The sequence below is a fragment of the Myxococcus virescens genome, assembly GCF_900101905.1.
GTDB classification, from domain to species: domain Bacteria; phylum Myxococcota; class Myxococcia; order Myxococcales; family Myxococcaceae; genus Myxococcus; species Myxococcus virescens.
Genome location: NZ_FNAJ01000001.1, coordinates 1,014,457 through 1,040,105 on the forward strand (window position 1 = coordinate 1,014,457; position 25,649 = coordinate 1,040,105).

General features: G+C 69.2%; 19 protein-coding genes. 10 read left to right on the forward strand and 9 right to left on the reverse strand.

Annotated elements, in window-relative coordinates; translation table 11 throughout:
• Positions 1 to 264 precede the first annotated feature (264 nt).
• Complete coding sequence (gene traC / locus BLU09_RS04120; RefSeq protein WP_186817901.1) at positions 265 to 2,106, reverse strand: outer membrane exchange accessory lipoprotein TraC; 1,842 nt, start codon at positions 2,104 to 2,106, stop codon at positions 265 to 267.
• Positions 2,107 to 2,528: 422 nt separating this feature from the next.
• On the opposite strand from traC, the gene BLU09_RS39220 reads away from it, so the two are divergent.
• The 3 genes from BLU09_RS39220 to BLU09_RS04135 all read left to right on the forward strand — a co-directional run bounded on the left by BLU09_RS39220 (position 2,529) and on the right by BLU09_RS04135 (position 4,829).
• The gene (locus tag BLU09_RS39220) at positions 2,529 to 3,299 is read left to right on the forward strand and encodes a hypothetical protein (RefSeq protein ID WP_244171396.1); all 771 of its coding nucleotides are present in this window, start codon (positions 2,529 to 2,531) and stop codon (positions 3,297 to 3,299) included.
• 243 nt (positions 3,300 to 3,542) lie between these two features.
• Entirely contained in the window at positions 3,543 to 3,779 is a 237-nt protein-coding gene (locus tag BLU09_RS04130) for a hypothetical protein (RefSeq protein ID WP_011550925.1), read from the forward strand.
• Between the two features lie 189 nt (positions 3,780 to 3,968).
• Positions 3,969 to 4,829 carry a DUF4202 domain-containing protein gene (locus BLU09_RS04135; RefSeq protein WP_090485685.1) on the forward strand — a complete coding sequence of 287 codons (861 nt, stop codon included), beginning with the start codon at positions 3,969 to 3,971 and terminating at the stop codon, positions 4,827 to 4,829.
• A gap of 29 nt (positions 4,830 to 4,858) precedes the next feature.
• On the opposite strand, the gene BLU09_RS04140 is transcribed toward BLU09_RS04135, so the two are convergent.
• From BLU09_RS04140 to BLU09_RS04155, 4 genes are all read right to left on the reverse strand, one after another.
• Positions 4,859 to 5,065, reverse strand: a complete 207-nt coding sequence (locus BLU09_RS04140) for a hypothetical protein (protein WP_090485688.1) — start codon at positions 5,063 to 5,065, stop codon at positions 4,859 to 4,861.
• Positions 5,066 to 5,216: 151 nt separating this feature from the next.
• Complete coding sequence (locus BLU09_RS04145) at positions 5,217 to 6,344, reverse strand: hybrid sensor histidine kinase/response regulator (protein WP_090487005.1); 1,128 nt, start codon at positions 6,342 to 6,344, stop codon at positions 5,217 to 5,219.
• Between the two features lie 11 nt (positions 6,345 to 6,355).
• Complete coding sequence (locus BLU09_RS04150) at positions 6,356 to 6,814, reverse strand: response regulator (RefSeq protein WP_090485691.1); 459 nt, start codon at positions 6,812 to 6,814, stop codon at positions 6,356 to 6,358.
• A 3-nt stretch (positions 6,815 to 6,817) separates the two neighbouring features.
• The gene (locus BLU09_RS04155; protein WP_244171397.1) at positions 6,818 to 9,346 is read right to left on the reverse strand and encodes a PAS domain-containing protein; all 2,529 of its coding nucleotides are present in this window, start codon (positions 9,344 to 9,346) and stop codon (positions 6,818 to 6,820) included.
• 732 nt (positions 9,347 to 10,078) lie between these two features.
• Between BLU09_RS04155 and BLU09_RS04160 the strand changes: the two genes are divergently transcribed.
• From BLU09_RS04160 to BLU09_RS04180, 5 genes are all read left to right on the forward strand, one after another.
• Positions 10,079 to 10,387, forward strand: coding sequence for a hypothetical protein (locus BLU09_RS04160; protein ID WP_090485694.1), 309 nt, complete (start codon positions 10,079 to 10,081; stop codon positions 10,385 to 10,387).
• Between the two features lie 21 nt (positions 10,388 to 10,408).
• The gene (locus tag BLU09_RS04165) at positions 10,409 to 12,217 is read left to right on the forward strand and encodes an acyl-CoA dehydrogenase (RefSeq protein ID WP_090485698.1); all 1,809 of its coding nucleotides are present in this window, start codon (positions 10,409 to 10,411) and stop codon (positions 12,215 to 12,217) included.
• A 57-nt stretch (positions 12,218 to 12,274) separates the two neighbouring features.
• Positions 12,275 to 13,084, forward strand: a complete 810-nt coding sequence (locus BLU09_RS04170) for a hypothetical protein (RefSeq protein WP_090485701.1) — start codon at positions 12,275 to 12,277, stop codon at positions 13,082 to 13,084.
• Between the two features lie 143 nt (positions 13,085 to 13,227).
• Positions 13,228 to 13,923 (forward strand): hypothetical protein, encoded by a 696-nt coding sequence (locus BLU09_RS04175; protein WP_244171398.1) that lies wholly within the window; start codon positions 13,228 to 13,230, stop codon positions 13,921 to 13,923.
• A gap of 385 nt (positions 13,924 to 14,308) precedes the next feature.
• Positions 14,309 to 15,451: a DUF1615 family protein gene (locus BLU09_RS04180; RefSeq protein WP_373284036.1), complete on the forward strand. Its 1,143-nt coding sequence runs from the start codon at positions 14,309 to 14,311 to the stop codon at positions 15,449 to 15,451.
• Between the two features lie 26 nt (positions 15,452 to 15,477).
• On the opposite strand, the gene BLU09_RS04185 is transcribed toward BLU09_RS04180, so the two are convergent.
• From BLU09_RS04185 to BLU09_RS04200, 4 genes are all read right to left on the reverse strand, one after another.
• Positions 15,478 to 17,094 carry a hypothetical protein gene (locus tag BLU09_RS04185; protein ID WP_090485709.1) on the reverse strand — a complete coding sequence of 539 codons (1,617 nt, stop codon included), beginning with the start codon at positions 17,092 to 17,094 and terminating at the stop codon, positions 15,478 to 15,480.
• Positions 17,095 to 17,249: 155 nt separating this feature from the next.
• The gene (locus BLU09_RS04190) at positions 17,250 to 18,710 is read right to left on the reverse strand and encodes a M16 family metallopeptidase (RefSeq protein ID WP_090485712.1); all 1,461 of its coding nucleotides are present in this window, start codon (positions 18,708 to 18,710) and stop codon (positions 17,250 to 17,252) included.
• Positions 18,707 to 20,116 carry a M16 family metallopeptidase gene (locus BLU09_RS04195; RefSeq protein ID WP_186817902.1) on the reverse strand — a complete coding sequence of 470 codons (1,410 nt, stop codon included), beginning with the start codon at positions 20,114 to 20,116 and terminating at the stop codon, positions 18,707 to 18,709. Before BLU09_RS04195 ends, BLU09_RS04190 begins: the two co-directional genes overlap by 4 nt.
• Positions 20,117 to 20,217: 101 nt before the next feature.
• Positions 20,218 to 20,763: a hypothetical protein gene (locus tag BLU09_RS04200; RefSeq protein WP_186817903.1), complete on the reverse strand. Its 546-nt coding sequence runs from the start codon at positions 20,761 to 20,763 to the stop codon at positions 20,218 to 20,220.
• A gap of 201 nt (positions 20,764 to 20,964) precedes the next feature.
• On the opposite strand from BLU09_RS04200, the gene BLU09_RS04205 reads away from it, so the two are divergent.
• Both BLU09_RS04205 and BLU09_RS04210 read left to right on the forward strand, forming a co-directional pair.
• The gene (locus BLU09_RS04205; protein WP_090485722.1) at positions 20,965 to 21,708 is read left to right on the forward strand and encodes a phospholipase D family protein; all 744 of its coding nucleotides are present in this window, start codon (positions 20,965 to 20,967) and stop codon (positions 21,706 to 21,708) included.
• Positions 21,709 to 21,726: 18 nt separating this feature from the next.
• The gene (locus tag BLU09_RS04210; protein ID WP_244171468.1) at positions 21,727 to 25,563 is read left to right on the forward strand and encodes a DEAD/DEAH box helicase family protein; all 3,837 of its coding nucleotides are present in this window, start codon (positions 21,727 to 21,729) and stop codon (positions 25,561 to 25,563) included.
• The last annotated feature ends 86 nt before the right edge of the window (positions 25,564 to 25,649 follow it).

The window sequence follows — 25,649 nt, forward strand, 5'->3', positions numbered from 1 at the left end:
GCAGCCGCCATGCCAGCATCCAAGCCATCGCCGTCATTCAGGATTTCTGATGGCTCCCTGTTCAACGAGGTGTACCGGGACTCCAAGACCCCTCGGCCATTCGTAAATAGGCTTTACGCTTCGGCCTGAAACGACAGTGCTTCTAAGGGTTTGCCCATAGAAGAATGGCCGACTGAAATTCAGACAGACCGTCCTGAAACAAGACACCCTTCGCCGGCGGTCCACATTCTCTTGTCCCAAAAAAAGACGATGCCAGCGGAAGCCCTACAGCCCCACCAGGCTCTCCGGACGCTTCAGGCCGCGCGCGCGGCCCAGCGGCTGGAGGATGTCCTGCGGCGGCGCGTCCGCGGTGAGCAAGAGCGCGCGCACGGCGGTCTCCACCACGTCCTCGGCACCGGGGCGGACCATGCCGCGGCGGGCATCCTCCACGCGCTTGCCGCGGTAGGCGTCGAAGCGCTCCTTCACACGGCGGGCAACGTCCGACACCGCCTTGTCGCCCACCTCCACGCGCAGCTCCAATTCGTTGCGCAACTGCACCGGGTCCGCGAGCACGCCGTACCGATCGTACCCCTTGTGCGCCGTGTCCTCGTGCATCACCGCGTAGTCCTGCGTGTTGGGCGCGGGCACCTGCTGCTCCTTGATGAGGTCCCGCATCACCGCGGTGACGGAGGCCGTCACGGTGAGCCGGTGGAGCTGCACGTCGAACACGAAGTCCGAATACATGGGCTCCTCCACGGTGATGGGCTCACGGAAGGTGGCGTCGCGGTGGCGCTGCACCTGCGTGCGCTGGCCCTCGGACTTGTCCAGCGCCTCCTCCAGCGCCTTCTCCTTCTGCAGGGACGCGGCGGCCTTGGCCACCAGCAGCACCTCCTCGGCGACGCACGCCTTGTTGTCGCAGCGAGAGGGGTTGCACTCGCTGGGGAACTGCCCCGGGCCGCTGACCTCGCGCGCGGCCTCGCCGCAATCCTGCAGGGCCTCGCGGCACTGGCGGCGCTCCCGCTCGCGGCAGCGCTCCGCGGCCACGCGCACCATGGACAGCTCCGCCTGCATGCGCAGGTACTCCCGCAGCGCGGCGGCCTGCTTGCGCTCCACATCCTCCAGGGTGCGCTCGGCCTTCAGGAGCTGGGTCTCGAAGCCGCTGCGGCGCGGGTTGGGCACGGAGCGATTTCCGGCGAGGTAGCGCTGCGTGCGCTGCGACTCCTCCACCACCTGGAGCGGCAGCACCCGCTCCAGTGACAAATCCAGCGCCACGCCTTCGCGGCCCGCCGGGGCCTCCGTCACCACGCGCAGGGGCAGTTGCGTGGGCAGCATCGCCGCCAGCCGGCCGGCCGCCAGCCGCTGCGCCACGTCCGGCGCTCCGGCCCGGTCCTCCACCGGCGAGGCCACCACCAGGAAGGCCACCTCGTCGCGCAGCTTCTGGCGCACGGCCTCGGCCCGCTCCCGCGCCGCGGTGGCGCCCACGCGCTCCTGGTCCGCGCGGACGTAGGCCACCAGCGCGTTGCCCAGCTTGCCGGCCTTCTCCAGGCCCTCACCCGTGCCGAACCAGCGCCGCGCCCAGGCCACCTGCACGCCGTCCACGCCCCGCTTGGCGGCCGCGTGGTCCGGCGCCACCGACAGCACCGCGTCGAACTCCGTGCGCGCGTCCTGCAACCGCTCCGCCTTCAACGCCACGTTGCCCGCCGCCACACGCGCATCCAGGGTGGCGCCAAGCAGCTCTCGCGCCGAAGCGTTGTCCGCGTTGAGCTCCAGCGCGCGCACCAGGCGCTTCATCGCGCCATCCAGGTCCCCGGAGGCATGCACGGCGCGCGCATCCGCCAGCACCACCTCGCTCCAGGCCTGACGCACCTTGCCCAGCTTCACCTTGACCTCGGAGGCCTCCGGGTCCGCCGCCAGCGCGCGCAGATAGGCCGCCTCCGCCTCCGCCCACTTCTGCTCCTGGCTGGCGGCGTCTCCCTCCTTCACCGCACGGGAGAAGGCGGAACAGCCGGACAGCGCGAGCACCAGGGCCAGGGCCAGGGCCCCCAACCAGGGGTGGGACGAAGAAGGAGGGGGGCGGGGGCTTCGGGCAGACGCGTTCACACCTGCATCTTCGAGGAAAGCCCCCATCGGGTGAAGACTCCGGACGTCCTCTTGGCCGTCCCCCATCCCGGCAAGCCCCCCTCCCCCGGAGGTCTGCCATTGCCAACCCCCCCCACGCTCCCGCCAAGAGCCCTCACCCGCCGTCGCGGCGACAATGTATGTCTGCTTTTCAACGGCCTTGAATTCTTGCGCTGCGGGCTGCTCTACCCCAGAATGAGTCTCAAACGCCCCACCCCTGGTAAATTCCGCCAGAATTTACAGTGCGGTTGCGATGATTTGCCCTGGCTGTATATATGGACTCATTCATCGCCCTCCCGCCGCATTCCCAACCGGAGCACTCTGGACCCTCCCCCATGGAATCTGTCGCCCGCTCCCAGACTTCAGCGCCTCGCCAGGTCGTACGGACCGTGCTTCATGAGGCCCTGGAGAGCAAACTCGGTGGGGAGGTCGTGGTCCGGTCCACCTCCGTGTCCGGACGGATCTTCGTGGTGGCGCGGAAGGTGGCCTGGGCGGTCCTCAACGGGCCGGGTGCGCTCAACTTCTCTTCGGTGCTCATCCGGGAGCGGGTGGTCAGCCGCGAGGACGTCGAGCAGGTGGTGGCGGAGTGCCGGCAGAGCGGGGGCAACTTCTGCGAGACGCTGGTGACGTGGGGCCTGGTTCCCCGGGACACCATGCGAGACCTGCTGCGCCGCCACATGTCGGAGCAGTTGGAGGCCTTGCTGTCGCTGACGGACGCCCAGGCCATGTTCGTTCCGCAGCCGCGCACCTACTCCAGCCAACTGACGTATGGCCTGGATGAGCTGATTTCCACTGTCCCGAAGCCACCCACCCACCCGCTGGTAGAAAGCGATGTCATGGCGAACGTGAAGCAGTCCCTGGAAGAGACGCTGAAAATCGAAGGGGCCTTCGCGGCCTGTCTGGCGGACTCGAAGAGCGGCATGTGCCTGGGCAGCGTTGGCGGCAGCCCGGCCTTCAACATCGAGACGGCGGCGGCGGCCAACACCGAGGTCGTGCGCGCCAAGATGAAGGCCATGAGCCTGCTGGGCATCAAGGACCGCATCGAGGACATCCTCATCACGCTCGGCGAGCAGTACCACCTCATCCGCCCGCTGTCGGGCAAGGAGGGCCTGTTCCTGTACGTGGCCCTGCACCGCGCCAGCGCCAACCTGGCCATGGCCCGCTACAAGCTGTCCGAGGTCGAGAAGTCGCTTCAGGTGTGAGCCGCCCCCAGGTGGATGAGCGCCCGCCCGCCAGCCGGGCGGCGCGCCCCACCCCGCCTCGGACGCGCCCGGGTGGATGCGCGCCAGGGCCCCTCCCCGTTAGTGAATGCAGCCCCTTCCTGTTGGCCCCCATGAAGTCCGTGCGACCGCACGGCGCGGGTGGCCCCGGACGCGCCGGGAATGACGCGGCGCAATGACAGGTAGAGGAATGACACGTCCCACGAGGGGGGCAAGAGAGGCACCATGTCCTGTCCACAGCCACGACCCACCGAGTTCCGCCTTCCGCTGCGGGCCGAGTCCTTCTCCATCGACGAGCACCGCAACGTGCACTGCCGCTTCTACGGCGGCTGCATCGACGTCGCGGTGAAGAAGGATTGGGATAGCTTCACCTGCGCCAAGTGCCCGCTGTTCCACGAGGACCAGGCCCCGGGCGCCAGCGCGTACGCCTTCAACCAGCCCGCGGATCCGGGCCGGCCCTAGCCGTCATTCGCGGACAGGCCCCGGCGGTGCGCGCTTCCATGGGACGAGGGAGCGCCCCACCGCCGGAGCCTCTGTTGACCAGCCCACGCGAAGCCGGGACTCCTGGAGGGAGTAGGCATGCGGGGCTCCTGACGCCAGCTTGGGCCCAACCTGCACGGGCGACTCCTCCGCCTGAAGGGAGAGGCCCCCATGCTGCGCCAGCTCCTGCTCTCCGACTTCCGTTCCGAGGGCCCCACCGCCGGACATGGCTGGCCGCTGGTGCAGCACACGTTTCCCACCGTGCAGCTCGCGCCCCTGGCCGCCGGGCGCGGGGGACGCGTGCTCCACCTGGACGCCTCCGAATGGAACGCGCCAGCCTTCGACCCCATCGCCTGGGACGCTCGCGTCTTCGAAGCGGCGGAGAGCACCGAATGGCTGTCCTTGCATCTGGACGGCGCGAGCTGTGAGGCGCTCGTCGTGGCCGCGCTGGAAATCCTCACCCGCTACCAATGTCTGGTGCGGCGCCGCAACGCGGCCTCGGCCACACCACTCTTCAGCCGGCTGCTGGCGCGGTACCGCTCGCTGCATGATTTGGAGCAGCCCCGGGTGCGCGCGGAGTTCCACCGCGCGGTGGATGCCTGGCAATGGACGCTCCGGCTGCGGCCAGATGTGGACCTTCCGCCGCAGGCCGCGGCCTTCTTCCATGAAGGGGAGCAACCCACGACGCCGGTTCGCGCCGACCGCGCGGTGCAGGTGTTGGAGGAAGTCGGCGCGGATGACGCCACCTGCCGGCGCGTGCGGGAGTTGCTGACGCGCGACGCGCGCACCGCCAACGCGCGGGACGTGTCCCTGCTGGACACCGCGGACGCGCTGTCGTTCTTCTGCCGGGAGGCCTCCGCCTGGTTCCGCGAGGCCCCGCCCGAGCACCGCCGCCGTCAGGTGGCCCGGATGCTCGCGCGGCTGCGGCCCGAACACCTGCGCTGGTTGGGACACATGCGCCTGGCGCCGGCCGTGCGCGGCCAGCTCGAGGTCCTGGTGGCCGCCCACTTCCCGGTGGACGGCATGGCCTGAGCTGGACGGCACGCGCGCGGCCGCCCACCCTACGCGTGAACGGTCCGGTCCGATGGGCAAGCAAAGGCGTTGTCGTTCATCGTGACGTCGCCCGTGATGCCAGCGGCCTGCTGTCGCTCGGTAATCTCGCGCAGGTTGCGCTCCTGCTTGTTCCCCATGGCTCCGCCCAGAATCACGCCCATGATGAGGACGGAGAAGATGACGACTCCCAGGATGGTGGCGCCAAGGATTTCCATGAGCTGACCCTCGCTTGCTGGGGCCGCGCGCCACGGAGGCGAGCACGGCCACGTTGCCTTCACCCTGAAAAGATGTGTCGTCCCGCCGTTCACGGCGCTGCTTCCCCGGACGTCCCAGGCAGGGACGTCCGCCCGCCCAGCAGACAGGCGGCTAACGCGGAAGCATGTCTGGCTTCTCGAAGCGAGGCAGACACAGCCAGAAGCGCGTGCCCTCTTCCGGCGTGGACGTCACCTGCACCAGGCCGCCGTGGGCCCGCACGATTTCGTGGGTGATGTAGAGCCCCAACCCCAGCCCGTTGCGCTGCGCGCTGCGCATGTCCTGCGCGCGCACGAAGGGGTCGAAGATGTGAGGCAGCCGCTCCTGGGGAATGGGCAACCCCCAGTTGTGCACCTCCATCCGGACGCCGCCCTCCACATCGCGCACGGACACGCTGACGGACGTGTCCTCGGGCGAATACTGCACGGCGTTGCCCACCAGGTTGGAGGCCGCCTGGGCGATGCGGTCCGCGTCCCATTCGCCCCAGCCATTTCCGGACAGGGCCAGCTCGAAGCGGCGCATGGGGTGCGCCACCTCCAGCTCCTCCACCACCTGCCGCAACACTTCGTGCAGGTTCACCCGGGCGCGCGTCAGCGGGTAGCCGCCGCCCAGCCGGGTGCGCGTGAAGTCCAGCAAGTCGTTGATCATCCGCGCCATCCGGTCCGCGGAGATGGAGATGCGGTTGACGGCCTTGCGCTGCGGCTCCGCCAGCCCGCCGTAGCGCAGCAGCAGGGCCGCGTTGCCGGAGATGGCCTGCAACGGGTTGCGCAGGTCATGCCCGAGGACGCCCAGGAACTGCTCGCGGAACACCGCCGTCTGCCGCGCCGCTTCCTCGCGCTTGAGCCCCTCCTCCACCCGCTTGCGCTCGATGGCGTAGCGCAGCGCCCGCACCAGCAGCGGCCCCGTCACCTGCCCCTTCACCAGGTAGTCCTGCGCGCCCTCGTGCACCGCCTGCACCGCGAGCTGCTCGTCGTCCGTGCCGGTGAGCACCACCAGCGGCACCGACGGCGCGGCGTTGAGCAGCAGGGGGATGTTGGCCAGCCCCTGCCCGTCCGGCAGCGACAAGTCCAACAGCACCGCGTCCACGCCCGCGCCGCCCAGCACGCGCACCGCGTCCGCCAGCCGCTCCACGTGGAGGACGTCGAAGCGCGCGGTGGCAATCTCCTTCAGCTCCTCCTGGAGCAGCCGCGCGTCGCCCGCGTTGTCCTCCACCAGCAACAGGCGCAGGGGGCGCCCATCCATGCTCCAGTCGCTCATGGCGCCTCGGGTCTGGGGGGCAGCCGGACGACGGACAACCAGAAGTCGTCAATGGAGCGCACGACGGAAATGAACTGCTCCAGGTCCACCGGCTTGGCGATGTAGCAGTTCGCGTGCAGGTCGTAGGTGCGCAGGATGTCCTCTTCCGCCTTCGACGTGGTGAGCACCACCACTGGGATGCGGCGCAAGGCCGGGTCGACCTTGATTTCCGCCAGCACCTCGCGCCCATCCTTCCGGGGCAGGTTGAGGTCCAGCAGGATGAGGTCGGGCTGGGCGGCGTCCGCATACGCGCCCTGGCGTCGCAGGAAGGCCAGCGCCTCCACGCCGTCGCGCGCCACCGACAGGCGGTTGCGCACCTTCCCCTCCTTGAGGGCCTCAATGGTCAACCGCACGTCGCCGGGGTTGTCCTCCACCAGGAGGATTTCAATCGGGCTGCCAGTCACGTCGGGACGCATGTCTCAAGACTCCGGATGGGACGGTGCGGCGGGCAGCGTGAACCAGAAGGCCGTGCCTTCACCTGGCTGGGACTCCACGCCGATGCGGCCACCATGGCGCTCGACGATTTTCTTGCAGATGGCCAGGCCAATCCCCGTGCCCGGGTACTCCGCCTTGCCGTGGAGCCGCTGGAAGATGACGAAGATGCGCTCGAAGTACTCGGGGGCGATGCCAATGCCCCAGTCGCGCACGGTGAAGCGGACCTCTTCTCCCCGCGGCTCGGCGCGCACTCGCACCCGGGGCGGCGCGGCGCCGTGGAACTTGAGCGCGTTGCCCACCAGGTTCTGGAACAGCTGCGTGAGCTGCGTCTCGTCCGCGAGCACCGCCGGCAGCGGGCCGTGCTCCACCGAAGCATGTGTCTCCTGGATGGCCGCCTGCAGGTTCGCGGTCGCCCGCTCCAGCGCCCGTCCCGCGTCGCATGGGCGGATGCCCCGGCCCTGCGTGCCCACCCGCGAATAGGTCAGCAGGTCCTGGATGAGCCGCTGCATGCGGTTCACGCCATCCACCGCGTAGTGGATGAACTCGTCCGCGTCCGCGTCCAGCTTGCCCTTGTAGCGCCGGCCCAGCAGTTGGGTGTAGCTGGCCACCATGCGCAGCGGCTCCTGCAAGTCGTGCGAGGCCACGTAGGCGAACTGCTGGAGCTCTTCGTTGGAGCGCGCCAGCTCCTGGGCGCGCTGCTGCGACCCCTCCTCGGCGCGGCGGCGCTCCACGCCCTGGGCGATGGCATCCGACACCGCCGCCAGCGCGGCCGCCGCGTCCTCGCCCAGCGGCTCCCTGCAATAGACGCCGAGCACCCCCACCAGTTGCCCACGCACCATCAGCGGCATGCCCGAGAACGCGCGCACGCCCGCCTCCTCCAACCAGGCGCGGTCCAGGACGCGCGTGTCGTGGGTCAGGTCGTCCACGCGGAGCTGGGTGCGCAGGCGGGCCACCTCGCTCACCATGCTGGGGCCGTCCACCCGGACCCGCATCCACTTGTCGCGCGGCGGCGCGGTGGGGCCCGCGTTTCCCGCCAGCTCCAAGGTGTGGCTGTCGCGCGAGTACAGCCACAGCCGCGCCGTCTGCGCCTCCAGGTGCGTCACCAGGGCGTCAGCGCAGTCCTGGAGAATCTCCGGCAAGGCGTCCTCGCGAGCCAGGGCGAGGCTCACCTCCGCGCGCAGCGCTTCCAGCCTGCGTGCGGCCGCCTCACGTTCCAGACGGCGGGCGGCGTCCTCCACCTGGCGCTGGGCGGAGATGTCCGTGGTGGTGCCCACCCATTCGCGCACGCCGCCGTCCGGATTGAGCACCGGCACCGCGCGCACGCGCACGGGGGTGTAGTGCCCGTCCGGACGGGACAGGCGGTACTCCGTGTCATAGGGGCGGCGCTGCTCCACCGCGGCGAACCAGCTCCGCGCCGCCCTGTCCCGGTCCTCCGGGTGCACGGCCGAAAGCCACTCGAGTCCCCGCCACTGCGCATACGTCCGTCCGGTGAAGGCGCGCCAGGAAGGGCTGTCCTCCTCGATGTCGCCGTCGGGGCGCGTCACCCAGACGGCCTGGGTGGAGGCGGTGACCAGCGAGCGGAAGCGCAGCTCCATCCGCCGCGCGTCCTTGATGAGCCGGGCGTTGTCCAGCGCCACCGCAGCGCGCTCGGCCAACTGCGTGGCGAGCAGGAGGTCCGCCTGGGCGAAGCGCCGGCCTGACTCCGCGTGCACCAGCGACAGCGCGCCAATGGTGCGGCCTCGCGCGGTCAGCGGCACCATCATGGCGGAGCGCAGCCCCAGCTGCCGCAAGATGCGCAGGTGCTCCGCGTCACGGGCCCCGGCCACCAGCAGCGCGTCCGGGACATCATTGAGCACCATCGGCGTCCCCGTGCGGATGACGGACAACACGCCGGAGGGGTCTTCATGGCGCGGCGGGTAGCGCACGCGCAGCTCCTCCGCGTAGCGCACCTTCTCCGGGTCCACGTGGGCCACGCTCACCTGGCGCGTGGAGCCATCCTCGTAGGCGATTTCGATGGCGCACCAATCCGCCAGCGACGGCACCACCAGCCGCGTCAGCGCCGCGAGCGTGGCCTCGTAATCCAGCGAGGACGACGACAGCAGCGCGCCCGCCTCGGCCAGCACGCGCAGGGACTCCGCGGCGCGCTTCTGCTCCTCGATGTCCGTGCAGGTGCCGAACCACTTGACGATGCGTCCGCTGTCGTCGCGCACCGGGTGCGCCCGTCCCAGGTGCCAGCGCCACACGCCGTCATGCCGGCGGCAGCGGTACTCCACCTCATAGGGTTCACCGGTGCGCAGGGAATCCGCCCAGCGCCGGCCCGCCACCTCCAGGTCATCGGGGTGGAACGCCAACCGCCAGCCCGCCCCCAGTGACTGCTCGGGGGTGAGCCCCGTGTAGGCGTACCAACGGGCGTTGTAGTACTCGGGGTGGCCGTCCGCGCGGGTGACCCAGATGAGCTGGGGGATGCTCTCGAAGAGCAACTGCAAGGCGTCTACGCCAGGAAGCGCCGGCACCGGGCGCTGGGATTCCGGGGCCGCAGCCGGAGGACTACGGAGGGGGTGCGTCATGGAAGGCACCCGACCTTAACAGCCCGCACGGGCCCCACCCTCCTGGCGGGAGACGGCTTTTCAACAGCCGACAGTCCCCGGGCGGGGTGAGTCCCACGCCGGGCGGCCAGGGAGGCGGGCACCTCAGCGGCCCGTGTCAATGCCCCACGGTCGTAGATGCCTGTCATGACACGGACAAATCAGACAGACCCATCGCCCGCCATGGCAAACAGCTCCAGAATCCTCCCATACAAAGACATCAAACGAGGGAGCCATGGCACACAGCCGCCAAAGCCTGTCACCTCGACGCGATAAGAGACGATGGAGGACGTTGGCATCGGCGTCCGCCCGCTGTACGCGGAGCGGCTGGGAATCAGCAGGCGGGCAGGCGGGCCCTCTTTGTCTTTGCCGCACTGCCACCCTCCGGCCAGGGAACGAGCAACTCCCACATGGCGGGTTCGGGGGAGGGACACCACCTTCCGCAAGCGGATATCGCCTGAGAGGGATAGGCCGCGTGAGGAGCGTGACACCCCCATGTGGAGCCCATCTCCCCGTCGAGTTCGTCCCGCGCCGTGGCGCGTGCGGGGGGGCACGCGTGCATCCGCGCGGCCCCTGGCGGCCCCGCCGGCGACGTCCCGTCCCCTGGACACACATGCACCGCTGCGCCCCTATCGGGGACGGCCGCATGGCGTGTCCTCCATGGCCTGTGGGCTGTCGCTCACCGCATTGGGCGGCGCCGGCATCCAGGTGCTGGGCCCTTCCTGTCTGGAGCGGCTGCGTCGGCGGAAGCGGGGGCACCATCGCTGGTGGCACCGCTCCCAGGAGCCGCTGATGGAGTCCATGGAGACGGCCCTGACCATGGCGCTGCTCGGCGTGTCCGTCCTGCCGCTGGTGGGTGACGACAGTCCACCGGACGAGTGGACCGCCCGGCCCGACGCGGTGCGCGACCTCCGGGACGACGCTCCGGACGACGACCTCGATTTCGAGTCTGCCTTCGCGTCCTACTGACGCGCCTGTTAACACCGGGGCATGACGACCGCGCCCCGCCCCAATCCGCTGCTGTCGGACCGCGACGTGGACTTCCAGCTCTACGAGGTGCTGGATGCCACGTCGCTGTGTGCCCTGCCCACGTTCGCGGAGCACTCCCGCGACACCTTCACCCTGCTGCTGGACAGCACGCGTCGCTTCGCGCGCGAGGTGCTCTACCCCACCTACCGCGACATGGACGCCCAGCCCCCGTCCTTCCGCGACGGGCGCGTCCACGTCCACCCGCTGATGCGCGAGCTGTACCCGCGTCTGGTGGAGCTGGGCCTGCTCACCGCCACACGCCCACCCGACGTCGGCGGCCAGCAGCTGCCGCTCACCGTGCACGCGGTGTCCACCGCCTATCTCATGGCGGCCAACCTGAGCGTCTACGCCTGGCTGGGCCTGACGCTGGGCGCGGCGCACCTGCTGGAGGTGTTCGGCACGCCGGAGGTGAAGGCGACGTTCATGGAACCGATGTACCGGGGCGAATGGACGGGCACCATGGCCCTCACCGAGCCGCAGGCGGGCAGCAGCCTCGCGGACGTGCGGACCCGCGCGACGCCCGCGCCGGACGGCAGCTGGCGCATCCAGGGTTCGAAAATCTTCATCAGCGGCGCGGACCAGGACTTCAGCGAGAACGTGGTGCACCTGACGCTGGCGCGCATCGAAGGCGCGGAGGGCGGCACGCGGGGCATCTCCCTCTTCGCGGTGCCCTCGCGGCGGCCGGAGGGCGGAACGCTGGTGGACAACGACGTTCGCGTGGCGGGCGTCATCCACAAGATTGGCTGGAAGGGCATCCCCAGCCTGGCCCTCAACTATGGCGAGTCGGGCGACTGCCACGGCTGGCTGGTGGGGCCTCCCGGCCGGGGTCTGGCGTGCATGTTCCAGATGATGAACGAGGCGCGCATCATGGTGGGCATGAACGGGGTGGCCACCGCGACGGTGGCGTACCACGAGGCCGTGGCCTACGCGCGTGAGCGCCCCCAGGGCCGGCCCGCTGGCGTGCGCGACGCCACGCGGCCTCAGACGCCCATCATCGAACACGCGGATGTGCGGCGGATGCTGCTGCGGCAGAAGGCCATCGTCGAAGGGGGCCTGTCGTTGCTGCTCGCCGCGTCGTACCAGGCGGACCTCGCGGGACATGGCCAGGACGAAGCCACGCGCCAGCGCGCGGGCCTGCTGGTGGACCTGCTGACGCCCGTGGCCAAGTCGTTCCCCGCCGAGCGCGGCTTCGAGGCCAATGCGCTCGCGGTGCAGGTGCATGGCGGCTACGGCTACTCCAGCGAGTACCTGCCCGAGGCCTGGTTGAGAGACCAGAAGCTCAACAGCATCCACGAGGGCACCACCGGCATCCAGGGCCTGGATTTGCTGGGGCGCAAGGTGGTGGCCGGAGGCGGCGCGGCGCTCCAGTCCTTCGCGGAGGAAGTGGGCACCACGGTGGCGCGAGCACGCGCGGCGGGCGTGACGCCGGAGTGGGGCGAAGCGCTCGAACAGGCCCTTGCGGAGACCACCACCGTGGTGACGGAGCTGGGCGCGCGGGGCATGTCCGGCGAGGTGGAGTTGATGCTGCGGCACAGCGCGGACTTCCTGGAGCTGTTCAGCGTGCTCGCGGTGGCCTGGCGCTGGCTGGCCCAGGCCGCGGCGGCGAAGGAGGCGCTGGGGCGCGGCGCCCCGGACGCCGACTTCTACGAGGGCAAGCTGGCCGCGGCGCAGTACTGGTTCGCGGTGGAGCTGCCCCGAGCGCCACTGCTCGCCCGGCTGTGCCGGACAGGAGAGGACTCCTACGCGCGCATGCGCCCGGAATGGTTCTGAGACGACGCCTCCGACGATTCTCCTGCATGAATCGTTGGAGCTCGTAAGATGTAAAGCGTGACTGTTTCTTTCCACCTGTGCCAGCCCGGTGGAGGCGCGTCGTGCGGAGCCTGCTGCGGCCTCTACAACTTCCGGGACCATTCCCGCCTGGCCGTGGCGGAGCAGCTCTCCATGCAGACGGAGCGCCTGCGCCGCGTGCCCTGGGAAGCCTCTGCGTGGCAGGAAGCCGCCCGTGAGCTGCTGGCGGCCCGGCGCGCCGAGCCCATGTTCTCCGCCGTGCGGGTATGTCCGCTGCTGGGCTTCCTGGACAACGAGCGCAAGCAGGTAGGCTGCCTGGCCCACCCCCTGGTGACGGGCGGGACGGACCTGCGGGACTGCGGCGTGTACCGCTCGTCCGTCTGTGAGACGTTCACCTGTCCCTCGTTCGGTTGGCTGACGGACGCCCAGGCGAGGCTGGTGCAGGTGGCCTGCGCGGACTGGTACCTCTACGGGCTGGTCATCACCGACGTGGAGTTCGTCCGCGGCTGCCTGCGCCTGTTGGAGTGGGAGCTGGCCGGGCCCGCGCGTCCGGAAGTGCTGATGGAGCAGCCGGAGGCGCTCGCCGCGATACGGCGGATGTTCGCCCTGAAGGAGACGGCGCCGCGACGGGGCACGAACGCCACGGTGTTCGGCCGCTTCAACCGGGACGCCGATGGCGAGCCCGTGCCGCGCACCGTGGACTACGTGAAGCTGGGCGTGCGCGCGTCGCCGGAAGACGACGTGGTGCTGTGCCTGGGCTATGCGCCGAAGGACGCCACGGAGCTGATGGGCGCGCGCGAACTGGTGCGCTCACACGTGAAGGCCGTGGCCCGCGCGCTGGCGGCGTGACGAGTGTCCAATCGTCATCGCGGATTTCCAACGCACGGCTCCCACTGAGGGGCCGGCGCACACAGCTTGCATTGGAAGCCGCGAAACGGAACGCGTGGGAACTCGAGGGGCACAGGATGGGAAGAGGATGGGCGTGGGTGGGAATGCTGGGACTCTTCGCGTTGACGACGGGCTGCCGTGAGCGGGAGCCTCGGGCGGCGGCGGTCGCGCCCAGCGGCGTGGAAGCGGACATGACGGCCAGGGCCATTGAACGCGAGCCCGTGATGGCGGTGAAGGGCTCGACAGAGCCCGCGGCGCTCCAGCCCGCGATGGCGGTACAGGAACAAGCGCCCCGGATGAACACCCCGGCGCGAGCGCCCACGGCCCTGAGCGACACGTCCGTGGCTCCACTGGAGGGCGCACCCGTGCGCGCTCCGGCTCCAGTGGCGGAGTCCTCCGCGCCGCGGACGCAGCCGCAGGCGACCGCGAGCCGGGTGATGATTGGCTCCGAGGCGGTCCAGGCCCGGGAGGATGAGGATTGGTACCTGGGCGCGGCGCGCGCGGCGCAAGACGCGACGGTGGAGACGGGCCAGGGCGGCTCGGGCAATGCGCCCCTGGAGGACGTCATCATCGCCTCCAGCTCCGTGAACGGGCGCGTCACGCGGGTGAAGCAGAACACCCTCATCGTGAAGGACCGGGAGGGTGGCGTCTACGAGTTGGAGCTGGACCCGCGCAGCCGTGGCCTGCGGCAGGGGCGGAAGGTGCCGCTGCGTCAGCTGCGGGAAGGCACGCCTGTGCGTGCGCAGTTCGTCCTCATGGGTGGCCGCACCGTCGCGCGCGACGTGCAGATCCGCCGCTGAGACCAGCCGCGCCGTGGTAGGGCCTGCCAACAGGGAGGCCCTGCCCGGCGTCATCACCGCCTGAAGCCCGTTCGCTCGTCCGCGCACCGGGCAAGCGCAAGAGCCCATGGCTTTCGCCAGCGCCGCGCGCCTCCTGAGATATCGGGGCCCAAGCCTCGGAGGCGAGCGCATGCAGGAGCCCATTCCACCGCGGTCCCACACGTCCGGCTGGCGCCGTGCGTGGCGCGGCCTATGGGTGACACTCACTGCGAAGCCCACCTGGACGCAGGCGCCCCGCCGCGACTCGGGCCCCGGTGCCCACGAAACAACCGATGCGCGACCGCACCCGGCGGGGTCCCCGCCCCGTGGCCGCGCCTGGCTGGGCATGCTGGTGGCACTGGGCTCGATGACCGCATGCGCGCCGCGCGGAGCAGGCTCGGCCCAGCCGTCCATTCCACCACCGCCCCGGCTCTCCGCGTCACAGGTCGCGAAGCTGATGCCGCCGCAGCTCCAGGACCGCGAGGGTTGGGCGCGCGACGTGCTGGCCGCGCTGGAGGTGGAGGAGCTTGCTCCGTCACCGCCCGCGGTGTGCTCGGTGCTGGCCGTCATCGAACAGGAGTCCGGCTACAAGGTCGACCCGGCTGTCGCGGGGCTTCCAAAGATGGTCCGCGCGCGCCTGGAGGAGCACGCGAACAAGCTGGGCCCCCTGGGCCGCAAGGTCCTGGCGTCGGTGCTGGAAGGCCGGGCGAAGGGCAGCAAGAAGACGTTCGACGAACGGCTGCGCGCGCTGCGCACCGAGCGCGACCTGGACCGACTCTTCCGCGACATGCTCGCGTACTACGAGAACGAATTCCCGAGCACCTTCAAGGTCGTGGACTTCGCCAGCGGCGTCTTCGCTTCGGGGAACCTGCACGAGTTCAACCCCGTCACGACCGCCGGCTCCATGCAGGTGAGCGTGCGCTACGCGATGCAGAAGGCGGGCGAGGACGCGGACCCTGCCGAGGTGCGCGAGTCGATGTACACCCGCGCCGGCGGCGTGCGCTACGGCACCGCGCGGCTGCTGGGTTACGAGGCCGCATACCCCGAGCCCCTCTTCCGCTTCGCGGACTACAACGCGGGCGTCTATGCCTCCCGCAACGCCGCGCTCCAGTCACAGGTGAGCCGTCTCACCGGCCACCCCCTGGCGCCCGACGGAGACCTCCAGCTCTACGACAAGCAGGGGCAGCCGCGCAGCGAGGACAGCAAGTCGCTGCTGGCGCTGCTCGCCTTCCGTCAGCGCTTCGCCCCGGAGGAGCTCAGCGAGCGACAGGTGCGCCGCGACGTGCGCAAGGAGAAGGAGCCGGACTTCGAGTCCACCGACACGTTCCGCGCGGTGAAACGTGTCTACCAGCGGGAAACGGGCGAATCGCCGTCCTACGCCCAGCTTCCCCGGGTGACGCTCCAGAGCCCGAAGCTGAAGCGCGAGCTGACCACCGCGTGGTTCGCGCGCTCGGTGGACCAGCGCTTCCAGAAGTGCATGACCCGCTACCGCGCGCTGACGGCGAAGTAGCGGGCCCCGGGTTCAGCGACCACGCCTCACGGCGTGGTGAAGAACGAGCTGAGAGTGTCCGCGCGCGCCTGGGGCAACCGGTCCACGGTGCTGAACGGGAAGCGCTCCATCTCGTAGTACGGAGCCTCCACGGCCGAGACACGCAGGTAGTAGATGCCCTCTGGCGCCAGCGTCCCGGGCGGCAGCCGCACCTGGGTGAGCGAGCCGGGCACGGTCACACTGCCATGCAGCACGCTGGTGCGGATATCCTCCCGGAACCGGTAGATGGCAATCCGGTAGGCGGCGGGTGAACCCACCACGGGAGGCAGCCACGCGATGACGGGACTCGCGGAGCCCACCTCACGGGAATCACTGGCGGGCAGACCGTCAATGGTCAGCTCACGCGGCGGAGACACGCGCGGCAGGATGGGCCCTGCGACGAGGCTATCCAGTCGCTCGTAGGTATACATGTTGCCGGACAGGTAGGCCCAGAGCCCGGAGCCCCCCGGCACCTCTGCCTGGACGCGGAATGAGTACTGCGCTCCGCCCACCATCTCCCACGAGGATGGGAACGGGTTGCCGTACGACAAGCGCCGGGTGAAGTTGAACGAAGTGCCCCGCGGAAACATCAGGGACAGCGCCTCCCCCGAGTACCCCACCCAGCCGTCGCTCAGGCCGTGGGCCGCGGGCATGACGAAGAAGGAGGGGTAGTTGGCCGTGGCGAGCGGGTGCACCGCGTGCGCGTACCGGGTGAAGTCCGGCAGGCGCCACTCGATGGGGAACTCCGTCATCGGAACGGAGCGCATGACGCCCGTCAGCGGCATGGGGGTGACGCCATCCGGGACGAAGTCGAACGCCCCCATCTCCACGCTGCGCACCAGGGCCGAATATGCCAGCGGGGTCCCGTCCGGCAGCGTCCCCGCGTCGAGCTGGCCGTGCTGGCTCACGTACAGACGGTCTCCCCGGCCAGCCTCGAAGACAGGCAGCGAATAGCCGCTGCTCACCAACACCTCCGCGTTGTTGCTGAGCAGGTGCGTCTGTCCTTCAAGCACCTCGTCGAAGACGTTCACGCCCCCGTAGAGGTCCACCTGTGCGGACGCGACCTGCAGGCTCGAGCCCGGCTGCGTCACGCCGCCGTAGGGCACCCATGGCGCCAGGTTGACGAGGTTCACCTGGACGGGCGACCAGAACAAATCACTGTAGACCGTATCCGGACGGCCCAGCCGGTTGTTGCCAATGTCGACGGCGCGCGCGGACGTGACGACGAAGCTGTTGCCCGTTCGCAGGTAGTACGCACCGGACGGGATGCCCGTGAAACGCCAGCCTTCCGGAGACGCCGAGCCCGACACGACGCTGAACGTGTTCCCAGAGGGAACGTAGATTTCAGGAGGATTCGCGGAGAGGTCTTCCTGGCGCTCCGCGACCCCCACCGCCGTGTGGAAGCGCGTGGTCTGTGTCACCAACACCACGTCGTCGGAATCACCGGGCTCACTGACGTCGGACCGCGGCTCGTCCGTGCCCGTTCCCTCGCCCGAGGGACGGTCCGTACTCACGGGCGACTGTCCGTCGCCGAAGTCCGAAGCGGAACCCGGTTCGCCACCCGCACAGCCAAGCCAGGCAGCACAGGTGGGCACCAGCAGCAGCGACCAGTGACGCAAACGCATATGACCCCCATGGAGGATGAAGCGCCGAGCACCCTACCGAGGGCCTCTGACATCTCCTGCGGGGCGGCCAGACGGGCTGCGTTCGGGACAGAGGATTCCGCCCCGAAGGCACCGCCGGCCCGACAACCTCCAGGTCCGGCGGTGCGCGGCGAGTCTCAGCGCTTCGCGGGCGGCGCGAAGTGCTTGTCGGAAATCTTCATCTCCGTGACGGTGCCATACTTGCGAGCCGCCTCCCGGATGTCCGACGCCTTGCCGATGAGGACGAAGGTGAGGTCCTCCGGCGCGGGGAGCTTGCGCTGGATGATGCCGTGCACGCCCTCGCGGGTCGTCGCGGAGACGGCGCTGGCGAAACCATCCACGTCGCTGGCATCCAGGCCGTAGAAGGCCAGCTCCGACAGCTTGCCGGCCACATGCGTCCCGGTCTCCAGCGTGGGCGGGAACTGCCCCAGCACGTACGACTTCGCGGAGGCGAGCATGGCGTCATCCATGCCGGACTTCCGATAGCCCGCGAGCGTCTCCAGCGCCAGGTCGATGGCGCGGCCGGTGGACTCCGTCTTCGTGTACGAGGCGATGATGACGGGCCCCGGACGCGTATGACGGATGAACACGGAGTTGGCGCCGTAGCTGAGGCCGGACTTCACGCGCAGCTCCGTGTTGAGCAGCGAGGTGAAGCGTCCACCGAACACCGTCTCCGCGACCCGCACCGAGGCCCGGTCCGGGTCATCGCGGGAGATACCGGTGTTGCCAATCCAGAAGTACGTCTGGGTGGCGTCCGGCTTGTCCACCAGCAGCACGCGCCGGCCCTTGGAGGCGGCGGTGGCGGGAACGGTGGGCGCGGGCGTGGCGGCGCGCGCCCAGCCGCCGAGCGAGGACTCCAGCTTCTTCGCGAGCGCCTTCGCGTCGAAGTCACCCACCACGGACAGGATGAGCCGGTCCGCGCCCAGGTGGTTCTTAGCGTACGCGAGCACGTCCTCGCGGGACAGGCCGGGCAGGGACGCCTCGCTGCCGTTGACGGGCGTGCCATACGGGTGTCCGGCGAAGTGGAAGGCCTGGAAGTACGCGCCAATCAGCATGCGCGGGTCGCCATCCTTCGCGGCGGCGATTTCGGAGGCCTTGCGCGCGCGGACCTTCTCCAGCTCCTTCGCGTCGAAGCGCGGGCGCGTGAGCATGTCGGTGAGCAGCTCCACCATCAGCCCGGTGTCGCGCGACATGAACTGGCCGCTGATGACCAGGGCCTCCAGGTTGGCGGCCACCTGAAGCTCGCCACCCACGCCGTCCACGGCCTCGGCGAACTGACGCGCGTCACGGCCGCCGGCCCCCTTCTGCAACAGCTCGCCGGTGAGCGCGGCCAGGCCTTCCTTGCCAGCGGGGTCGCCCAGGGCGCCGCCGCGCACCCACGCGCTGAACGAGACGAGCGGCAGCTCCTTGCGCTCCACGAGCTGGAGCTTCGCGCCGTTCTTCAGCGTGACGGTGGTGGCCTTGGGGAGCGTCACGCCCTGCTGCGCCGGAGCCGCCGCGGCGGCCTTTGGAGCAGCGGCGGAGCCCTGGGCCGCGGCGGGGACGGAGGACAGCAGCAGCGTGGTGAACGCGGCCTTCCAGGAGAGGGGGGCGCTCATCGCGAGGCCTCCTTGCGGGAGTCGGGGGTGGCTGCCTGCGCGTCGGCGGGCACGAGCCAGCCAACGGTGCGGCGCTGCGAGTTGAAGATGCGCGCGGCGACCTTGCGGACGTCGTCACGCGTCACGCGCTCATAGCGGCCGGGCGCTTCGAAGAGCTGGCGGTAGTCACCGCGGAACGTCTCCGCGGCGCCCAACGCGCGGCCTCGGCCGTTGTTGGTCTCCAGGCTGCGCCAGAACTGGGACAGGGTGATGTTGCGCGCCTTCTTGAGCTCGGCGTCGCTGACGCCGTCCTTGACGATGCGGGCCAGCTCCTCGGTGAGCAGGCCTTCCACCTTGGCGACGTCAGCACCGGGCGGCAAGTCCGCGTAGACCCAGACGAGCGATGGGTCGAAGCCCGGGCTGAAGTGGGTGTTGACGCGGAGGGCGGCGCGCTCCTCCTCGACGAGGCGGCGGTGCAGCCGCGAGGAGTCGCCGTTGGTGAGGATGCTCAGGAGCAGCGTGAGCGCTTCCACGTCCGCGTCCTTGCCGGAGATGCCGTGGTAGGCCAGTTGGATGAGCGGGGCCTGGGCCTGCTTCTTCACGACGATGCGGCGCTCTCCCTGCTGCTCGGGCTCCTTGGTGCGGACGGGCTCCGGCGCGGGCTGGGAGGGGATGGGCTCCAGGTACTTCTCCGCGAGCGCGAAGATTTCCGCGGGCGTCACGGCGCCGGTGAAGATGAGCGTGGCGTTGTTGGGCGCGTAGTACGTCTTGTAGTAGCGCTGGAGGTCCTCGATGCGCCACGACTCGATGTCGGACGGCCACCCGATGACGGGGAACTGGTACGGGTGCGCCACGAAGGCGGTGGCCTGCACCTGCTCCATCAGGGCGCCCATGTTGTCGTTGTCGATGGCGGAGCGGCGCTCCGAGTACACGACGCCGCGCTCGGACTCGGTGACCTTGGGGTCGATGGCCAGGTGCTGGAGCCGGTCGGCCTCGAGGTCGAAGATGACGTCGAGCGCGGAGCGCGGGAACCAGTCCATGTAGACGGTGACGTCCTCGGAGGTGAAGGCGTTGTTGGCGCCGCCGTTGGCCTCCATGACGCGGTCGAACTCACCGGGGCCATACTTCTTCGCGCCGTTGAACATCATGTGCTCGAAGAAGTGGGACAGGCCGGTGATACCGGGGTACTCGTTCCGGCTGCCAACGCGGAACCAGTTGTAGAGGACGACATTGGGAATGTCGTGGTCGGGCCAGACGATGACCTTGAGCCCGTTCTTGAGGGTGCGGGACTCGATGCCGGCGCCGAGCCTGGGCGCGGCGGACACAGCGGACTTCGCCACCGGCTTGCCGCCCTGCGTCTGCGCACAGGCCACGGGGCCGGCGAGCAGGGCCAGACACGAGGTCCAGAGTAACGACTGACGGAACATCCGTGCTCCTGTCGGAAGAGCGCCCGGAAACGGGCAGCGGCGCACGATATTCCAGTTGCCACCCTCCTGGGTTGACCAGGAGGGGTGGATGACGCGGCGGCTCAGGCGCCGAGCACTTCGCGGAGCACTTCCTGGAAGTAGTTGATACTGCCCGTGTGCGTCTGGAAGTGCCTGGCGGACTGGTGGAGGCGCTGGATGACGGCCTCGAACTCCGCCTGGCTGACGTCGCGCAGGGACATGTAGAGGCGGACGGCGCCCTGGAGGTGCGAGAAGAGCGGGTTGCGGTCGGTGCCGTCGGGGCGGCGCAGGAGGTGGCGGTAGAGCCGCTCGAATTCCTGGTCCGTCTCGGTGTTGCGCACGGCGCGGCAGTAGCCGGCGGCGGTGGCCTCGATGAGGAGGAAGAAGGGCTGGTACTCCGGCGGCGGCGCCTTGGCGAAGCTGGGGGGCTTCACGTCGCCCACGAAGAGCTGGGAGATGGGCTTGAGCGTCACATGGGCCAGCTGCTCGCCCGCGCGAATCTGGACGCGCTCCCCCACCGGACGCACGTGCTTGCCGTCCGCGTCCCACTCCACCGCCACGTACAGGCGCTCGGGCTGGTCCACCTTCACGCCCGCCTTCTCGAGCTCCGCCACTGCGTTCGCGTCCATCGTGATTCGTTCCTCCGGCTCCCTCTCTACCCTGCTCCGGGCAGCCCGTGCACCCGGCATCGTGGGGCAACGTCGCGAAGGAGGAGAAACGAGGGCGCCTTTCTCGCGCCCTGGAATTACTGGTATGCCAAGGAACTCCAAGAGCATCTGCGGCCACGGGTCTCCAGCCGCTGTGCGTTACCCCTGATTCCCTGCCCACCCATGTTCGAGAACTTCTTTCGCTCACGCGATGCCGATGCGCTTGAGGTCTTGGGAAAAGTCGACACGGTCCGCCGACTTCACGGCCTCATCGATGAAGCCCAAGAGCACGTCACGCTGATCAGTCCCTACGTCAGCATCGAGAAACTGCGAGACATTGAGCGCAAGATTCGTCAAGCCCTCGAACGGGAGGTGGCCGTGACCCTGGTCATCCGCGAGGGTGACGAGAGCACACGGGGCCCCTCACAGCAAGGCGTGGAACTCCTAGTCAGCCTCATGCAAGCGGGCATGCGCCTGTTCGTCGTCAGGGACCTGCACGCCAAGCTCTACTGCTCCGAACGCCACGCACTCATCACGTCGCTCAACCTCATTGAGTCTTCCTTCAACAACAGCATTGAAGTCGGCATCTGCATCTCAGCCGGTCGCGCCGAGTACGTGAGAATCAGCGAGTTCATCGAGAGCGAAATCACCCCACACCGAAAGGAAGTCCCCTTCAAGCCGGCCACCGAGCCGCGACGCAGGAGCGCCACGCCCGTCCCCCGGCACGCCACGCAGGGATTCTGCATCCGCTGCCGCGACGCAATCGGCTTCAACCCGGAGAGGCCCTACTGCGACAGCGACTTCAACGTCTGGCGCCGATACAGCGACCCCACCTACGAAGACAACCATTGCCACCATTGCGGCATGGACTTCGCCGCCAGCAAGAACAAGCCCCTGTGCCGTAAGTGCTACGGAATGCTCAGGTAGCTTCAGCGCCCCGTGACGATGACCTCCCCGTTCCTGTCGGTCCCTGAATCGCAGTGGGTCACGGCCAACACGTTCGCTTTCGCCATCCGGGATGGCTTCCCGGTGAGCCCGGGACACACGCTGGTGATTCCCCGGCGGCAGGTCGCGACCTGGTTCGATGCCACGACCGAGGAACAGCGCGCCATCTTCGAGCTGGTGGACGAGGTGAAACGCGAGCTGGATGGCGAGCTGCATCCAGACGGGTACAACATCGGCATCAACGTGGGCGCGGCGGCCGGCCAGACGGTGCTCCACCTGCATGTGCACGTCATCCCTCGCTTCCAGGGCGACATGGACGACCCTCGCGGCGGAGTCCGGCACGTCATTCCAGGCAAGGGCAACTACCTCGCCGGGCGAAACAAGCCCCTGGCCACGGGAGGCGTCGACGACCCGTTCCTGCACCACCTGGAGCCGCTGTTCGCGGATGCGGTGGAGATTTCGGTCCTGGCGGCCTTCGTGCAAGACAGCGGACTGGAGCTGCTGCGCGAGTCCGTGGAAGCCGCGCTCACCCGGGGGGCGACGGTTCGCATCCTCACAGGTGACTATCTGGCCATCACCCAGGCGGATGCACTTCGACGGCTGCTCGACTGGATGGAAGAGGACGCCGCGCTCCAGGCGGAGCCAGGCCGTGGCCGTTTTGAAGCGCGCGTCGTGGAGGTGGAGAAGCTCCAACTCACGTCATTCCACCCGAAGTCCTGGCGCTTCCTTGGCACCGGGCTCGCTGTGGCCTACGTCGGCTCGAGCAACATCTCGCGCGCCGCCCTGAAGACGGGCGTCGAATGGAACCTGCGCGTCGAGCGGGACCGGGACCCGCAGGCCTGGAACGAGGTGGTGGATGCATTCGAGGGCTGGTGGGGCCGGGCCTCCCCCTTGGACGCGAACTGGGTCGAGCAATACGCTCGCCGCGCACCGACGGCCCGACTCCATCTCCCAGCAGGTGAGACGGAGCCAGACGCCCCCTTGCCCCGTCGCGAGCCACACAGCCTCCAGCGTCAGGCGCTCGATGCGCTCGCGCGTGGCCGGCGCGAGGGACGGCAACGCGCACTGGTCGTCCTCGCGACGGGCCTGGGGAAGACCCTGCTCGCGGCGCTCGACGTGGAACAGTTCAGCCAGGAGCGGGGGCGAGCGAGCCGCGTGCTGTTCCTCGCGCACCGGGAAGAGCTCCTCGTCCAGGCAGCGGAGACGTTCCGTCGCCAGCAGCACCACCTCCGCTTCGGCTGGTACGTGGGTCAACGCGCGCAGCTCGCGGGCGACGTGGTCTTCGCGTCGGTGCAGAAGCTCTCGCGGCCAGAAGACCTTCAGGCGCTCCGCCTCGCGGCCGCGTTCGACTACGTCATCGTGGACGAAGTCCACCACGCCACGGCGGCAAGCTACCGGTCCATCCTCGCCTGCGTGGAGCCCGCGTTCATGCTCGGGCTCACGGCGACACCGGAGCGCGCTGACGAGGGCGATGTGCTCGGCCTCTTCGATGACCACCTCGCCTGGCGCTCGGACCTTGGAGAAGGCATCCAGGAGGGACTGCTCGCACCGTTCGAATACTTCGGACTCAAGGACACGGTGCCTTACGAGAACATCCCCTGGAAGAGCCGCCGCTTCGACGTGGCGCTGTTGACCCAGGCGGTTGAGACCGAAGCACGCATGCAGACACTGTGGCGTGCGTGGCAGAAGCATCCCGCCTGCCGCACGCTCGTGTTCTGCTGCTCCATCTCCCATGCCCACTTCGTCCGGCAATGGCTGGGAGGCCAGGGGATTCGCGCCGTGGCCGTCCACGCCGGGGCAGGCTCAGCGGACCGTGCCCAGTCGCTGCGCCAGCTCGCGAATGGCACGCTGGATGCCATCTGCGCAGTGGACCTGTTCAACGAAGGCGTCGACGTCCCGAGCATCGACCGCGTGGTGATGCTGCGCCCCACGGAATCCCCCGTGGTGTTCCTCCAGCAGCTCGGGCGAGGGCTGCGAAAGGCCGAGGGAAAAGAGCGGGTCATCCTCATCGACTTCGTCGGGAATCACCGGCTGTTTCTCGACCGGCTCCGAACCCTGCTGGCCGTGGGCAAGCCTCCGGTCTCCCTGCGTGACTTTCTCACCTCGGACCGACAACCCGCGCTGCCTGCTGGCTGCACCGTGGAAGTGGAGCTCGAAGCCAAGGAGATGCTCCGGCACTTCCTCTCCGGAGGGGGGCAGGAGGTCGAGCGTGTCTACCGCGAGCTGCGCGATGCCCGGGGACTGCGGCCTACCATCGGAGAGCTCTACCGTCGTGGGTACTCACCCGCGACGCTGCGCAAGGCGCACCCGGGGTGGTTTGATTTCGTCAAGTCAGAGGGCGACCTGACGGACGACGAGGCTCGGGCCCTCGACAAAGGCCGCGACTGGTTCAAGGAGCTCGAGCTCACGAACATGAGCCAGTGCTTCAAGATGGTCGTACTGGAAGCACTGCTCGAAGCCGATGCCCTGGAACAGGGGCTGCCGCTGCCTGAGCTTGCCCAGCGATGCCTGGCCATTCTCCAACGCTCCCCCGAGTTGCTCCGGGACCTCGAAACGGTCAAGGCCCTGGGCGACCCACGGCTCCCGAATCCCGCCCGGTTCTTCACGTACTGGAAGTCGAACCCCATTGAGGCGTGGACGAAGGGCGGGAAGTGGTTCCGCGTCGAGGAAGAGCGGTTCATTCCTCGCCTTCCCATGGCTCCATCGGCCCAGAAGTCCTTCGAGGCCATGACTCGCGAGCTGGTGGACTACCGGCTCGCACAGTATCGGCGCCGCCAACAGGCGCAGGCGCAGGACTCCGCCTTTGATGCGAGGGTCATCTCGAACAGCCGGGGCCCCATCCTCAAGCTCCCGGAGCGGAGTGCGCGCTCGGACCTGCCCTTGGGAACGACCGCGGTCCGGCTCGACGATGGAGCGCGCTGGCATTTCGACTTCGTGAAGATTGCCGTCAACGTCGCGCGACCCGATGGCGCGAAACAGAATCAACTGCCGGACCTCTTGCGCCAATGGTTTGGCCCCACCGCGGGAATGCCGGGCACGGCCTTTCGCGTCCGGTTCACGCTCGGCCCTGACGGGTGGAGCGCGGTCCCGGCTCGGGCCGAGCCGAGCCCCCTCGCGCCCTGGGGGACACTGGTCGCATTTCCCAGCCTGCGCGCGGCTGCGGGCGCCGTGGAGCACCCCATCTCAATCGACCAGGCCCCGGAAGCGGCGAGGGTCCGCCTTCCGAGCCGAGCGCAAGGCGAAGGACTGTTCGCGGTGCGCGCGTCTGGTGATTCCATGGACGGAGGCCCGCACCCCATCCGCGATGGTGACTGGCTGGTGATGCGCGACGCGAAAGCCGTGGGGGCGGGGCCCCTGGATGGGAGGGTGGCCCTCGTCCAGGTCCCCGACCCAATCACAGGCTTCCGCTACCAGGTGAAGCGGCTCGTCCGACAAGACGGGCACTGGCTGCTCCGCTCCGACAATCCCCTGCGTGAGTCCTTCCAGGCTGGTGAAGCGGCCTCTCCCGTCGCCCTGGTCGTCGAGGTCATTCCACCCGAACGGCTGGCACCTCCTCGGGGCACGACGCTCACGGAGGAGCAGCTCAGCTCCCACTTCGGATTGAGCACGGCACCCAGAACGGGGCGCCATGAAGGCCACCTGTTCCTGTTCATCAAGGACGCGCAAGCCTTCACCTCACCCGGCCGCCTGGCGCTGCGCGTCCCAGACCACCACCCCAGTGAAACAGCCTTCGTGTTCACACAAGAGACCGCATCCGGTGGCTGGACCTACCAGGGCGCCGCTGTCTGGCGAGACGATGAAGACCGGTGGGCCCTGGAGTCCCCCAGGTCCGGGTGAGCCTCCGTCCAGGCGCGGGGGGCCGCCGAGGGCGCGCTCCGTCACGCACAGGAAGGGCCGAACCACCCGCGCCAGCGATTCCCGGG